The organism is Brevibacillus sp. AF8 (assembly GCF_021270385.1).
Lineage (GTDB): Bacteria > Bacillota > Bacilli > Brevibacillales > Brevibacillaceae > Brevibacillus.
The window spans coordinates 59,120-73,334 of the sequence record NZ_JAGQDN010000018.1 but is presented as its reverse complement, the minus strand read 5'-3'; the positions used below and the strand labels follow the sequence as shown (position 1 = coordinate 73,334).

Here is a 14,215-nt window from a genome sequence, read left to right as displayed (position 1 = left end):
AATCCGTCGAAAGAGAAGGTGATTCTCTTTGTTAGATAAAGCGCAAGAGATTCTACGAAAGTACTTTGGCTACGAATCATTCCGAGAAGGCCAGAAGAAAATCATCACGAGCCTGTTGGCCGGACATGACACAGTAGGCATCATGCCAACAGGCGGCGGGAAATCCATCTGCTATCAAGTCCCCGCGATGCTCCAAGAAGGAGTAACCATCGTGATCTCCCCACTCATCTCGCTGATGAAGGATCAGGTCGACGTACTGGTCAGCATGGGCATTCCCGCCACCCAAATTAACAGCTCACTGGATTATAGCGAGGTTCGCGATCGACTCCGTATGGCGGCCCGTGGAGAGTACAAGCTGCTGTATATCGCCCCAGAGCGTTTGGAATCCGAAACGTTCCAAAACCTGATTCAGGATGTTCCGATCTCGTTTGTGGCAGTAGACGAAGCGCATTGCGTCTCGCAGTGGGGCCATGATTTCCGTCCGAGCTATTTGGCAATTGCCCGTTTTCTTCAATCCTTGCCACAGCGTCCGCTCGTCGCAGCCTTGACGGCAACAGCGACACCGGAGGTAACCGAGGACATCAAGCGACAGCTAGAATTACAGGACGAGCGCCTATTTATCACAGGGTTTGGCAGAGACAATCTCATCTTGTCTGTACGCAAAGGGGAGAACCGTCGAGAATTCATCCAGGCGTACTTGCGGGCGAATAAGCAGCAGGCGGGTATTATTTATGCGGCAACGAGAAAAGACGTGGACGCTTTGCATGCAGATTTGGACAAGCGTGGCTTTGCTGTGACCAAATACCATGCAGGACTGACGGAAGAGGAACGTGCGGCCAACCAGGAAGCATTCCTGTTCGATGATGTCCGGACGATGATCGCAACCAACGCTTTTGGCATGGGCATCGACAAGTCCAATGTGCGCTACGTTATTCATTACAACATGCCGAAAAACCTGGAGGCGTATTACCAGGAAGCGGGCCGTGCTGGACGCGATGGGGAACCAAGTGAGTGTATTCTGTTGTTTCAGCCGCAGGATATCCAGACCCAAACGTTTTTCATCGAGCAAAATCAACTGCTGGACGAGCGCAAGGAGCTGGAGTACAAAAAGCTGTACGCGATGATCGACTATTGCCGGACGCCGCGCTGCTTGCAGCAAAACATCGTGCAATACTTCGGTGAAACTGATGCTGCCGCGTGCGGACGTTGCGGGAACTGCACCGATGAGACCGAGCTGTCCGATATCACGCTCGAAGCACAGAAGATTTTCTCCTGCGTCAAACGTATGAGAGAGCGCTTCGGTGCCGCACTCGTCGCGCAGGTACTGAAAGGCTCCAAGAATAAAAAGGTCACCCAGTTTTCCTTCGACCAGTTGCCTACGTACGGATTGATGAAGGAATACAAGGAAAAAGAAATCGCAGATTTGATCCAGCTCCTCATTGCTGAAGGCTATTTACAAGTCACGGAGAGCCAATATCCAATCGTAAAGCTAGGGGAGCGGGCATTGCCTGTTCTGCGGGGTGAAGAGCGCGTTGTGCAAAAAATCTCGATTCGCCCTGTGCAGCTGACAGAGGATGACGAGTTGTTCGAGCACCTGCGAGCATTGCGCAAGGAAATCTCGACGCGACAAAAAGTACCGCCGTACGTGATTTTCCCAGACAGTACCTTGAAAGAAATGAGCAGTGTTTGCCCGACTGACAAACAAGCCATGCTCCAGATCAAAGGAGTTGGCGAGGCGAAATTTGAGAAGTACGGAGAACTCTTTCTGGAGTGTTTGCAGAACTATGCAGCGATCAAGTCGTGACATGTATGTCACGGCTTTTTTTGCTATTTTTCCTTTCATATGCCTGCTATAGTTAAATAGGAACCCAGAATTTTCATACAAAATAGAACAGGAGGACAATTAGAGCAACACCATCGAGGGCATTGACAGATTAAGAGAGACAGAGGGGAAAACATGAAAAAACTAGCGAAGGGCTTATTCAGTGTAGCACTTACATCCATGGTGCTGGGCAGTGCGATGATGGGGATCGCCGCACCGGTAAAGGCTGCAGAAACACCTACCAAAATTACGTTGCTGGGTACATCTGACATTCACGGACGATTCATGCCGTGGGATTATGCGCTGGATGGCCCGAATCCAAATGGCAGTATGACGCAATTGTTCACGATGATTAAAGAGATTCGCAAAGAAAATCCAAACACCGTGTTGCTGGATGCAGGCGATTCGATCCAAGACAACTCGGCAGAGCTTTTCAACGACCAACCGCAATCTCCTGTCATGGTCGCGATGAACGAAATGAACTATGACGCATGGGCTTTCGGCAATCATGAATTTAATTTTGGACTCGATGTATTGGACAAGGTAAGCAGCCAATACAAAGGCTCTGTGTTGGCAGGGAACATTTACAAGGAAAATGGCGAGCGTTTCTTGCCTGCGTACACGATCATTGAGCGTGGCGGTGTAAAAATCGGCGTCATTGGGATGAACACCCCGATGATTACTGATTTCGAAAAAGGAACCGATCATCTGGATGGCCTCGTGATCAAAAATCCGGTAGAAGAAACCAAGAAAGCTGTAAAAGAGCTGGAAGGCAAAGTAGACGTCATGATCGGTCTCATGCACATGGGCATCGAGAATGAAAACGGAATTCCGGGTACGGGCGTAGCAGATATCGCGAACGCTGTTCCAGAACTGACTGCGATTTTTGCAGGTCATATGCACAAGCTCGTGAAAAAGGAAGAGATCAACGGCGTCCTGATTACAGAGCCGGACAAATACGGTACGCATCTCTCTCGCATTGACCTGACTTTCGAGAAGAAAGACGGCAAGCTCGTGCTGACTGACAAGGAAGCGACTGCGGTCCCTGTAAAAGGCGCAGATGGCACACCAGCAGTATCCGATGCAGCGCTGGAAACCAAGCTCAAGCCTTTCCATGAGTTCGCGCGTGCAGATGCCAACATCGTCGTAGCAGAGCTCAAAGGCATGAACCTTGTAGCGAAAAACGAGATAGAGGGCATCCCGACGGTCCAAATTCAGGAGACGCCACTATCCGACTTTTTCCACGAAGTGATGCTCTACTATAGCAAAGCAGACGTGGTTGCTCACCAGATCGACAACGACAAAGCCAAGCTGGATATCGGTCCGATCAAGAAAAAGGATATCGCCTACAACTACCAATACGCGGGTGGCGAAATTACTGTATACAAAGTAACCGGAAAAGACTTGAAGGACTATATGGAATGGGCTGTGGGCTACTTCAATTCCACGCGTCCTGGTGACGTGACCGTAAGCTTTGATCCAAAACGCCGCGCTTCCAAATACAGCACCAACGATTTCTTCGGTGGCGTGAAATACGAGATCGACCTGACCAAGCCATACGGCAGCCGCATCACGAACCTGCGCAAGCTCGATGAGACACCGATCAAGGCTACAGATACCTTGAAGCTCGGGATGAACTCATACCGGATGGAAGCTTTGCAGGCAAAAGGTGGCGCGTTGGAAGGACGCAAGTTCGAACAACTGTGGTCTTCCAAAGACAATACTGCGTTCGGTGAAACAGGTGGTACGATCCGCAACCGTGCTATTGCGTACCTAAAAGAAGTGAAAAAAGGCGTTTACGAGCCAAAAGTACAAAACAACTGGAAGATTACAGGCGTGGACACCGCTGCACCTGAACGCAAGGATGTAGTAGAGCTAATCAATGCAGGCATTCTGAGCGTTCCGAAAACGGCAGATGGCAAATACACCAATATCGCTTCCATCAACATCAAGGACGCGATAACCAAAGAAGAAATCACCGAGCTGACTGCAAAAGCAAAAATCAATGCAGCGAAGTTCCCGACAGTCAAAACAAAAGGTGAATTTTATCATCAACTGAACGAAGCGAGAAAGGCTGCGGAGAAATCGGGTACACCGACAACCAATACGCAGCAAAAGAAATAGCATAGATAAACGCAAAAAAGCCGTGACGCTAGTAGTCACGGCTTTTTCTTTTTCGACGATGCCAATCTTTCAACGCAAGATACGTCGGCGGTACTTCACCAGGTACAACAGGAACCCAAGCAACAGCAGCCCTTGACCAACAATCGCACCGGAGATGGAGATACCGATATAGGTGATCAGGTAGTAAATGCCGGAGCCTACGGCCATCAGCAGATTCTCGATGAAATTCTGAATCGCAATCGTTTTCCCGGAACCGACCATCCGTTTGCCTTCATCCTGCAAAACGGTATTCATCGGGATAATGAACACGCCGCCCATAAACCCGACGAGAAGCAATAGACTGATGGCAACAAAGGTGATATTCGTCCAGGGAAATAGCACGATGATGAGAAACATTCCGAATCCGTATGTCAGCGATCGAGTGAAATGAGTCAAAGGAATGAGTTTGGGAGCGAGAAAAGCTCCCGCGATAATTCCGATGGATGTCGTTGCGAGAATCAGTGACACAGAGAAGCTCTCCGGGTTAATCCCAAGCGCGAGGGGAATCCAAGCCAGAACAGCCACGCGCAGGACAGCGGAGGACATCCAGAATGCTCCGGTTCCAATCAGGGCAAAGCTCGTTTCCGGACGATTCATCAGGTGCTGGAAGTCGATGAAAAAGCGTCGTGCTTCTGCCCCATAGCGAATGGATGCATTCCCTCTCATGCGTGGAACGAAGAAAGTCATACCGAGCGACAGCAGATAGATCAGCAGACAAATTCCAGACGAGATAAGCGGTGCCGTCATGTTTGCGATGGCTCCACCACCACCGATTCCTGTCAAAATCGCAAAGATCGTATAGGCTTCGATACGTGCATTCGCATGAAACAGTTCATCTTCATTTCGAGTCAGCTCCGGCAAAATGCCGTACTTGGCTGGAGAATACACGACCGCTCCGACTCCTACTGTGAAGTAACACAACATCAGCATGATGATGCTCGACTGGTCAATGAAAAACAGCAAGACGACACCAAGTGCTTTAATCAGGTTGCCGATCACCAGCACGATAGACTTGGCGTGCTTGTCGGCAAAAGGCCCAACCAGTGGAGCGAGAAAAACGTAAGGGAGAAAGAATGAAATCGATACGAGTGCAAGCATCGCGGGAGAAAAACCGTTCTCCCGCAGCAGATTCGCGATGACAAACAAAATCATGTTGTCGGCAAAGGCCGATAGAAATTGAGTGAAGTACAGGGCTTGTAGTGGTTTTAATCGTATGTTCACATCATTTTCCTCCCGTTTCGGCCAGTTGTTTCAGGCTGACGTAATCCGTTTTTCCACTACCGAGAAGTGGTAGAGCCTTGATGACTTGCATCGTACCTGGAATGAGCAGTGGCGAGAATTGCTTTTCCGTCAAATACGCGCGCAATTGGCTCAGTTGAACCGTTTCATCTGTGGTAAATAGCAGGACACGCTCACCTTTTCGCGCATCATTCACTGTGATCGCAGCAAAACCGGAGTGTCCAAAGCATTGCATAGCCAGTTCCTCAACCAGATTGAGAGAAACCATCTCGCCGCCGATTTTGGCGAAGCGCTTCAAGCGGGATTGAATACTGAGAAAGCCGTCCTTGTCAGCAGTAACCAAATCACCTGTGTGATACCATTCCTCAGCGGGAACAAAGCCTTTTCCGTGAATCATATAACCTTTCATGACGTTCGGACCCTTCACCAAAAGCTCTCCGCCAGCATCGATTCCTTCTACTGGTTCCAGCTTGGCGGACATCCCTGGCATCAAGCGCCCGACGGTTCCCGGTTTGTTAGCCAGCGGGGTGTTGAGCGCCAGGATCGGAGCTGTTTCCGTTGCCCCATAGCCTTCAAAAATCCGCACACCGAACTTTTCCATCCACAGCTTGCGCACATCATCCTTTAGCTTTTCCGCTCCTGCAAATACGTAGCGCAAGGTGTAGAAGTTGTAAGGATGGGCCATACGTCCGTAACCAGCCATAAAGGTCGAGGTTCCAAAGAGAATCGTTGCGTTTTGGTCGTAGACTAATTCGGAAATCGCTTTGTAATGCAACGGACTTGGATACAGATAGACCGGGATGCCTTTCACTACCGGTAAGAGTGTTCCCGCAGTAAGGCCGAAGCTGTGGAACATAGGCAGGGCATTGAAAAACTTGTCGCGACTCGTAATGTCAATCACACTGGTCACTTGTTGAATATTCGCGTACAGATTCGTATGCGTCAGGATGACACCTTTTGGCTTGCTCTCGCTGCCGGAGGTAAAGAGGATCAGCTCGTTGCTAGCCGCAGAAGCCTTTTTCTTCCGCAAATAAGAGAACAGTGCAGACACTTTATCAAAAGCAGTCGCGGATGCTTTCAAATCCTCGAGATAAATAATTTTCATGCTCGGTGAAAGACCTGCGATGATGTGCTCCAGCTTTCCTTTTTCAATGAATACACGCGATGTCAGGATCGTATCGATATGAGCAGTCTCGCAGCAATCCAGCAGGGAACGAATCCCGAGTGAAAAGTTCAGGATGGCTGGAGTGACGCCGATGCGGAACAACGAGAGTAACGTTACGAGATGACCCACTGAATTGGGAAGGAAAACACCGACAACCGGTTTTCCCAAAAGCATCGGCTGCAATTTGTTGCCGAGCAAGTAGCTGCCGATTAACAAGGTCTTGTAGTCGATCGCGGACGTCAGGTCCTTGGCGATTTCCATTTTTGCACCATTCAGGCGAGCTGCTTCGAGAACTTCATCGAACAGATTCACGTTTTGCTTCATTCGGCTTTCGAACAAGCCTTCTTGGAGAGTACGTAGGATGCGATCATTGGCCGTGGCTTTTTGTTGGCGCATCGACAGGTTTGGATCGCGCTCGATGGTGAACGGAGTGCCTACTGTCATGGTCACATCAGGGAACCAGGAGAGCTTCAGCTTTCCTTTCAAATATGAGAAGATCGAACGTTCCAGGCCATTAATAATGATTGGGTAAACCGTTACACCAGTTCGGAGCGCGAGATAGCCGACACCGCTGTAGATTTTCATGATGCCGCCCGTCGTCGTAATCCGACCTTCTGGAAAAATCACCAGCGTCTGCCCGTTTCGAAGGACGCGGAGCATGTGGCGGATGGAGTACGGGTTGAGCGGATCGATTGCGATATGCTTGCGGAAGCGGAGGAAAAACGCGAACCGCTTGGCGATCTCCGTGTTGACGACAAAGGTCGCTTCTTTTGGCAAGCAAAAGGATAGGAGTACCGCATCTAGCAAGGAGACGTGATTGGGAGTGATAAGAGATGGTTTCGACAAGTCGATTTTGGAGAGTCCAAGCACACGAGGACGAAACCACAGCATCAGGATCGTTTTTAAGAAAGAATAAATAAGGGCCATGTGGACCACACCTTTACAAGGGATAATTGAGAGTTGCTCTATAGCTTTCATTGTAAAGAGTGGAGCATGTAAAAAAAGTACCAACATTCATTGGTACCTGGTAATAAGACCTAGAATAGCTTTTTTTGGCTGGCTTTTGCGGCCGCTTCCTTGCTTGTTTTGACGCCCATTTTTTTAAGGATTCGGTTGATGTGATTTTTGATCGTACGCTTCGTGATGTGGAGAGATTGTTCGATCTGCGTCTGCGTATGACCTTGGTGGATGAGTTGTAGGATGTCTCTTTCTGCGGGAGATAACAGCTTTTGGTTTTCATCGTTTTTCAAACGCAAAAATTCGTTGCGCAGTGCCGCAGCCGCCGTAGGGTGAATGGCAGATTGGCTGTTGTGAGCAGCACGGATGGCGTCGGGAATTTCCTTGAAGCTCGATTTGCTGATGTAGTTGACGGCACCTGCGGAAAATGATTCCACGATCACTGCCTCGTCTGTCAGAGAGGTGAGCATGATGATTTTGCTGTCAGCTTGAAGTGCCATGAATTCGATTGCCGTCTCGATCCCGTCCAAATTGTTCTCGGTCAAGTTAATGTCCATTAAGACGACATCCGCTTTGGCAGGCAAAAAGCGCTCGATTGCTTCTGCTTTGAACCCTGCTTCCCCTACTACAGTGAGATCCGGTTCTTTGTTCAGGAAGTCAATGAGGCCTTTGCGCCAGACGGGATCGTCCTCTACTAAAAATACCCTGATTGGATTCATGTGTGTTTGCGTCCTTTCGCTATTCAGAGTCGGTTGTGATGACGCGCTTTTTCGGGAAGAACAGGAAAACGGTGGTTCCTTTGCCTTGCTCACTGTAGATTTCCAGTTGGCCCTGATGCTTTTGCATGACATTGTAGCAGTAGGAGAGCCCGAGACCAAAGTTTTGCCCTGTCCTTTTTGTCGAGAAAAAAGGATCGAGTACATGAGGCAGGTTCTCTTTTGTGATGCCTGTGCCTGTGTCTGCGACAGTGATGATGAGATGCTTGTGGGACAAAAATAGCTGAAGATGAAGCTTGCCGCCCGACTTCATGGCTTCCAGCGCATTCATGCACAAGTTGGTGATGACTTCGCGCAGTTGTACGCCATCACCATACAAGCGAAGGGCTTCGTCCAATTCACTAACGACTTCTACCTGTTGTTTCAGGATATAGGGCGTCAGATTTTGTGTGACTTGCCCGATGATTTGGCCAGGGTCACATGGTTCTTCTCGCAACTCGACGTCTCGCAGTTGGTTTTGAATCCGATTCATCATGTCCAGCATATGCTGCGAGGATTGCATCAGGACAAGCGCATCTTCTTTTAGCGACGGTTGGTTGGTTTCATCCGCATATGTCTCGATACGGTCGGCATACAGCGAGATTTTGCCTGCTTCATTTTTGATCGTATGGTTAATGATTTGCGCACCGGAAGTCAAGGCACGCAAGGTACTGTCCAGACGTCTTTTCTCCACGCGGAGACGGACGCCCAGAAAGCCGTATTTCAAACTGATGGCAACGATCAGGATAAACTGGATCGTGACCACGCCAATGTTGTAGCGCCAAGCTTCGTAATCGTTCTGAGTGCGCATGATATAGATGAAAATAAAGACGAAAAACAACGGAACGATGATGAGTACGTTCGTGAAAAAGCTGTTCTTTTTCACGAGTGGATCTTTTTCTCGCATGTACTGTACGACAAGCAACGTACAGGAGAACAGAAAAAACGGAATCACCCATGCCACCATAATCCAGTAGTTAAAAAGCAGTTCGGGATAAACGGGTGTAATCCAAAGCATCCCAAGCGGCAGGATGAGAGCAGCATATTGTATCGTCAGCTTTATTCTGCGAGACAAGAATTCAGTTGAGTGCACGGAAAACATGAGAAACGTATAGGGCAAGCCCGCTTGGCAAACAAAAGAAGAGATGCGGCTTACTAATATCAGGGTGTTCGTGGTCCCGGGCTTTGCGGCCAGGTAATCTGCAAAATAGGGCATGATCGTCTCGTCAATCGCGCCTGAGATAAAGCCCCCAGCCCCAACAAAGGCAGTTGCACAAGCCCAGCGGATCGACGTTCGTTTCGGGTCTGTGAACAGCACAAACAGACCTAATGCCCATATGGTAAACACGATGAAAACCATCATGGATTTGCTATCTCCTGTCAATCATGATTTATCTATTATATCGTACACCAGGGAAAGGAAACGGAAAAATAAATCATCGGGACTAAAACGGGAGAAGGGGGAAAAAGCAGCAAGCAGGTTTTTCCAAATATTCGTGGAATTGAGAAGGACTGGTTGTGTATTTCGTGACTTTCTATCTATTCAACGGCGGGTGATAGAGTGAAACGATTAGATGTAATATTCCAGACGTTAGTAGACGCTGGTCCTGATAAAAAAGTAAGCGCTTCAGATTTGGCTGAGCGGCTTGGTTTGAGTCGAGCGAATGTGAGCAGCGATTTGAACCGTTTGTGGAAGGAAGGTCGAATCGGGAAGGAAGAAGGGCGTCCGACGCTGTTTTTTGCCAAGCAAGGAAACGATTCGCTCTATTTGGCGGAGACGTCGCTGGACAGGCTGGCGAAGACCAACAAGAGCCTGATCACGCGTATTGAGCAGGCAAAGGCGGCCGTTTTGTATCCGCCGCGAGGGATGCATTGCTTGATTTTGGGGGAAACAGGTGTAGGAAAATCGTGGTTTGCTGGGATGATTCACGAGTTTGCCGTTGATATTGGACGCCTGGATAAGCATGCTCCTTTCGTGATTTTTAACTGTGCCGATTATGCCAACAACCCGCAGCTCTTAATCAGTCAATTGTTCGGAGTCAAAAAAGGGGCGTACACCGGAGCGGAGATGGACCGCAAAGGACTCGTGGAAAAGGCAGACGGCGGCATTCTCTTTCTCGATGAGGTGCATCGGCTGCCGGCGGAAGGACAGGAAATCTTTTTTACCTTTATGGATAAGGGTATATACCGCCGCGTAGGGGAAACAGAGATGGAGCGGACGGCTCACGTCCAGATTGTCATGGCCACGACAGAAAATCCGGAGTCGAGTCTCTTAAAAACGTTCATGAGGCGCATTCCCATGGTCATCAAGCTGCCATCTTTGGTTGAGCGTGGCTTGGAAGAGCGCTTCAGTATTACGATGGAAATTTTTCAAGAAGAGGCCTTTCGGTTGGGGAGAGAGATTCAGATATCGGCCAATGCTGTGCAGGCATTCTTGTGCTATCACTGCCCGAATAACATTGGACAGTTAAAAACGGATATTCAACTCACCTGCGCCAGCGCCTATGCCGAATTCATTTCGTTAAAAAAGAATCAGCTACACGTGTCTGTTCAGGACCTGCCGCATCATGTCAAGCAAGGGCTGCTTTTGGTGAAGGATTACAAGCAGGAGCTCGATGAAATCATTGGGACGGAGCACAATTGCTTTGTCGTGCAGCCATCAAAAGAGGGCATCTGGATCGGACGAGAAACAGAGGATACAACGGACAGTGTCTATGAAAAAATCGAGCAAAAAATATATGAGCTGCAAAACCTCGGTGTGAGTGAAGAAGAATTGGAGTTTGACATCGAGAATTATTTTACGACCTTTATCAAAGGCGTCCATCAACGCGTAAATAAGGGCGACATGGCCCGAATTATCGACCCGTTCATCATTCACCTCGTGGAAGAGATCGTTCGCTTCGCAGAGGCCAAGCTGGAGAAGATTTTGAGCCAGAAGGTAATCTTTGGTCTCGCGCTGCATATTCAGACATCAAAGGAGCGGCTCGCGCAAGGCAAGCAAATCGTGAATCCGCAAATCAACCATGTGCGAATCAAATACAAGAAAGAGTTTGCAGTGGCGCTAGAGTGCGTTCGCATGATAGAAGAAGCGATACTCATGGATCTGCCGATTGGTGAGGCTGGATATTTGACCATGTTTTTCGTGCTCGACGATGTCAGCATGGAGGAAGAACGGGAAACAATCGGAGTGCTTGTGATTACGCACGGAAGCGGCGGTGCGACAGCGATGGTCGATGTGACGAACCGATTGCTAGTCACACAATATGCGAGAGCCATTGACCTGCCGCTTGAAGAAGATTCCATGAGTGTTTTGGAAAAAGCAATGAAAGTAGCCAGAGAGATCGGGAGCAAGGCTGGACTGCTGTTGCTCGTGGATATGGGATCGCTGCTCGGCTTTGGCGAAATTATCGAGCGGGAGATCGGCATTCCGGTCAAGGTCATTCCGATGGTCAGTACGCCGCATGTGATTGAAGCCACTCGAAAGGCCATGCTCGGTCATTCGCTGGAGGATGTTTACCGAGATGTCGTGGGCATGTCGCTCTACCAACGGGAGGAGCAGCCGAAAGAACAGGTGCAAAAGCATGTTCCAGCGCTAACGATTGTCGCTGCCTGCCTGTCTGGGGAAGGCAGTGCCTTGTTTTTGAAAAAGCTGCTGGAATCGAGGCTCAGGTACGATGATAGCCTTCTGGAATTTGTGCCGCTGCAACTGATCGATAAGGCACAGGCACGCAGTCAGCTTCGAAAAATCAAGGAAGAGAGAAAAATTCTGTTCGTGGTGAGCAATTACATTCTCGACCGCGAATTGCGCCACCATAGCATGGACGATGTTTTGAACGGAGAAGCGATGTCTGATATCCAGCAAGTGATCGATCTGGAAGAGGCCTACCTGAAGATGCAAGAGTCGCTGGGGGAGCATCTGCAAATGGTAGACGGTCAAGATATTCTCGCAGACGTGAGGATGTGTGTCGGCCGTATGGAGGAGCGATTGAACAATTATTTGGTTTTTGACACGCGAATTGGGGCCTACTTGCATATCTGCTGCTTGGTAGATCGTCTGAAAGCAGGTGCGCAATCCGTGGCGTATATTCAAAAAGAAAGTTTTTTGCAGGAGAATCGCAAGCTGTACAGCTTAATCCGCCATGAATTATTGCCGCTGGAAGACAAATATGAGGTAGTGATCAGCGAAGACGACGTTTGTTTTATCATGAATTTCTTCATACACAATAAAACACTGGCCTAACCAGTGTTTTATTTTTTGACTATTCCTTATTCAAAATCAAACACTACAGCGCTTACATAAAAACACTAATGGGGATGGCAGGCGATGAGGTCGCGAAATATGACTAACCATGCGGTTTTCTCAGTAAGCGCATACATTTTTTGGTGTTTTGGCACGCAACTTGCTCTTACAGTAAGGCATCACTCGTTGAGAGGAGGGGGTACAATGAATATTTTATTGTGTTGCGCAGCGGGTATGTCGACAAGCTTGCTGGTTCAAAAAATGGAGGAGGCTGCCAGAGAAAAAGGGTTGGACGCTAAAATATGGGCAGTTTCCGCAGATGAAGTGAAGAATCATATCGATCAAGCAGCAGTACTCTTGTTGGGGCCACAAGTTCGTTACAAGCTGACAGAGATGAAAAAAGAAGGGGCATCCAGAGGAATTCCTGTAGACGTAATCAGCACGGTCGATTACGGAACGTTGAACGGGAAAAACGTGCTTGAGTTTGCACTTCGTCTAAAACAGTAGGAGGGGGATGCGTGTGGGCGGATTTGTTTCATTTATGGAAAACCGCATGATGCCGATCGCAGGAAAAATGGCGGAACAAAAGCATCTGCAGGCCATTCGTGACGGAATTATCCTTACTTTGCCTTTGTTGATCATTGGTTCACTGTTCCTCATCATTGGCTTCATACCGATACCTGGTTATGACGAATTCATGGGCGGTATTTTCGGCGAAAAATGGCGGACGAAGCTGCTGTACCCGGTAGGCGCTACTTTTGACATCATGGGATTGATCGTCAGTTTTGGCGTCGCTTACCGACTAGCAGAGAAATACAAGGTCGATCCGCTGTCGGCTGGAGCGATCTCTGTTGCTTCCTTCTTGCTCGCTACTCCGTATAAAGTAATGTTCACCCCTGAGGGAGCGAGTGCAGCCCAAGAGGTAGGCGGAGTCATTCCCGTTACGCTGATGGGTAGTCAGGGATTGTTCGTAGCCATGATATTGGCGATTTTAGGAACCGAGATTTATCGCAAAATCATCCAAATGAAAATCGTCATCTCCATGCCACCTGGCGTTCCCCCTGCTGTTTCCCGCTCTTTTGTGGCATTGATCCCTGCGGGTGCTGTGCTTATCGTTGTCTGGCTGATTCGGATTTTGCTAGAAAACACCTCTTTCGAGAGTATTCATAATATTGTAAAAGATCTTCTTGTCGGACCATTGAGTGTGGTCGGCAGCAGTTTGATTGGCGCCATCATCTGTGTGTTGCTCATTCATATTCTCTGGGCTGTTGGTTTGCATGGTGCGGCGATAGTCGGTGGCATTATGAGTCCCATCTGGCTAACACTGATGGACCAGAACAGAGCGGCGTTTCAGGCAAATCCGAACGGTGAATTGCCGAACGTGGTCACCACGCAATTTTTTGACATGTGGATCTATGCAGGGGGATCAGGTGCTACTTTGGCTCTCGTTGTCCTGATGGTATTTATGGCGCGAAGCAAGCAGATGAAAAACATCGGCAGACTCTCGATTGGGCCTGGTTTGTTTAACATCAATGAACCGGTCATCTTCGGGATGCCGATTGTCATGAACCCGCTCTTGATTATTCCATTTGTGATTACCCCTGTCATATTGGTCATTATCAGCTATTTTGCGATGTCGCTGGGATGGGTAGCAAAGCCAAGCGGGGTATCTGTTCCGTGGACGACACCATTATTTGTCAGCGGATATTTGGCTACAGGCGGAAAAGTATCGGGGATGGTTCTTCAAGCGGTGAACTTCCTCATCTCGCTCGCGATCTACTATCCGTTCTTCCGTTTGTGGGATAAACAAAAGGTAGTTGAAGAAAAAGCTGGTACTGCTTCCGATACAGCTGTGACTATGTAATCGCTAGAGG

At 48.8% G+C, this 14,215-nt stretch carries 9 protein-coding genes; 5 read left to right on the top strand and 4 right to left on the bottom strand.

Annotated features, from left to right (window positions below):
* Positions 1-28: 28 nt before the first annotated feature.
* Complete coding sequence (gene recQ, locus KB186_RS20920; RefSeq protein ID WP_232774293.1) at positions 29-1,804, top strand: DNA helicase RecQ; 1,776 nt, start codon at positions 29-31, stop codon at positions 1,802-1,804.
* Between the two features lie 198 nt (positions 1,805-2,002).
* Complete coding sequence (locus tag KB186_RS20915; protein WP_483298226.1) at positions 2,003-3,946, top strand: bifunctional metallophosphatase/5'-nucleotidase; 1,944 nt, start codon at positions 2,003-2,005, stop codon at positions 3,944-3,946.
* Between the two features lie 69 nt (positions 3,947-4,015).
* On the opposite strand, the gene lplT is transcribed toward KB186_RS20915, so the two are convergent.
* The 4 genes from lplT to KB186_RS20895 all read right to left on the bottom strand — a co-directional run bounded on the left by lplT (position 4,016) and on the right by KB186_RS20895 (position 9,464).
* On the bottom strand, positions 4,016-5,206 hold the full coding sequence (gene lplT / locus KB186_RS20910) for a lysophospholipid transporter LplT (protein ID WP_173610299.1): 1,191 nt from the start codon (positions 5,204-5,206) through the stop codon (positions 4,016-4,018).
* A 1-nt stretch (position 5,207) separates the two neighbouring features.
* Positions 5,208-7,316 (bottom strand): AMP-binding protein, encoded by a 2,109-nt coding sequence (locus KB186_RS20905; protein ID WP_232774291.1) that lies wholly within the window; start codon positions 7,314-7,316, stop codon positions 5,208-5,210.
* A 110-nt stretch (positions 7,317-7,426) separates the two neighbouring features.
* Positions 7,427-8,065 carry a response regulator gene (locus tag KB186_RS20900; RefSeq protein ID WP_007724579.1) on the bottom strand — a complete coding sequence of 213 codons (639 nt, stop codon included), beginning with the start codon at positions 8,063-8,065 and terminating at the stop codon, positions 7,427-7,429.
* Positions 8,066-8,084: 19 nt separating this feature from the next.
* Positions 8,085-9,464 carry a HAMP domain-containing sensor histidine kinase gene (locus tag KB186_RS20895; protein WP_173610301.1) on the bottom strand — a complete coding sequence of 460 codons (1,380 nt, stop codon included), beginning with the start codon at positions 9,462-9,464 and terminating at the stop codon, positions 8,085-8,087.
* A gap of 198 nt (positions 9,465-9,662) precedes the next feature.
* Between KB186_RS20895 and KB186_RS20890 the strand changes: the two genes are divergently transcribed.
* From KB186_RS20890 to celB, 3 genes are all read left to right on the top strand, one after another.
* Complete coding sequence (locus tag KB186_RS20890; RefSeq protein WP_232774290.1) at positions 9,663-12,341, top strand: sigma-54-dependent transcriptional regulator; 2,679 nt, start codon at positions 9,663-9,665, stop codon at positions 12,339-12,341.
* A gap of 204 nt (positions 12,342-12,545) precedes the next feature.
* Positions 12,546-12,848 carry a PTS sugar transporter subunit IIB gene (locus KB186_RS20885; protein ID WP_015893830.1) on the top strand — a complete coding sequence of 101 codons (303 nt, stop codon included), beginning with the start codon at positions 12,546-12,548 and terminating at the stop codon, positions 12,846-12,848.
* A gap of 7 nt (positions 12,849-12,855) precedes the next feature.
* The gene (celB, locus tag KB186_RS20880; RefSeq protein WP_232774289.1) at positions 12,856-14,205 is read left to right on the top strand and encodes a PTS cellobiose transporter subunit IIC; all 1,350 of its coding nucleotides are present in this window, start codon (positions 12,856-12,858) and stop codon (positions 14,203-14,205) included.
* Positions 14,206-14,215: the final 10 nt, after the last annotated feature.

What these genes read in the sequence shown, in the direction of transcription:
- KB186_RS20915 (WP_483298226.1), top strand. Translation starts at nt 2,003, where the DNA reads ATGGTGCTGGGCAGTGCGATGATGGGGATCGCCGCACCGGTAAAGGCT.
- KB186_RS20905 (WP_232774291.1), bottom strand. Translation starts at nt 7,316, where the DNA reads ATGGCCCTTATTTATTCTTTCTTAAAAACGATCCTGATGCTGTGGTTT.
- KB186_RS20900 (WP_007724579.1), bottom strand. Translation starts at nt 8,065, where the DNA reads ATGAATCCAATCAGGGTATTTTTAGTAGAGGACGATCCCGTCTGGCGC.
- KB186_RS20895 (WP_173610301.1), bottom strand. Translation starts at nt 9,464, where the DNA reads ATGATGGTTTTCATCGTGTTTACCATATGGGCATTAGGTCTGTTTGTG.
- KB186_RS20885 (WP_015893830.1), top strand. Translation starts at nt 12,546, where the DNA reads ATGAATATTTTATTGTGTTGCGCAGCGGGTATGTCGACAAGCTTGCTG.
- celB (WP_232774289.1), top strand. Translation starts at nt 12,856, where the DNA reads ATGCGTGTGGGCGGATTTGTTTCATTTATGGAAAACCGCATGATGCCG.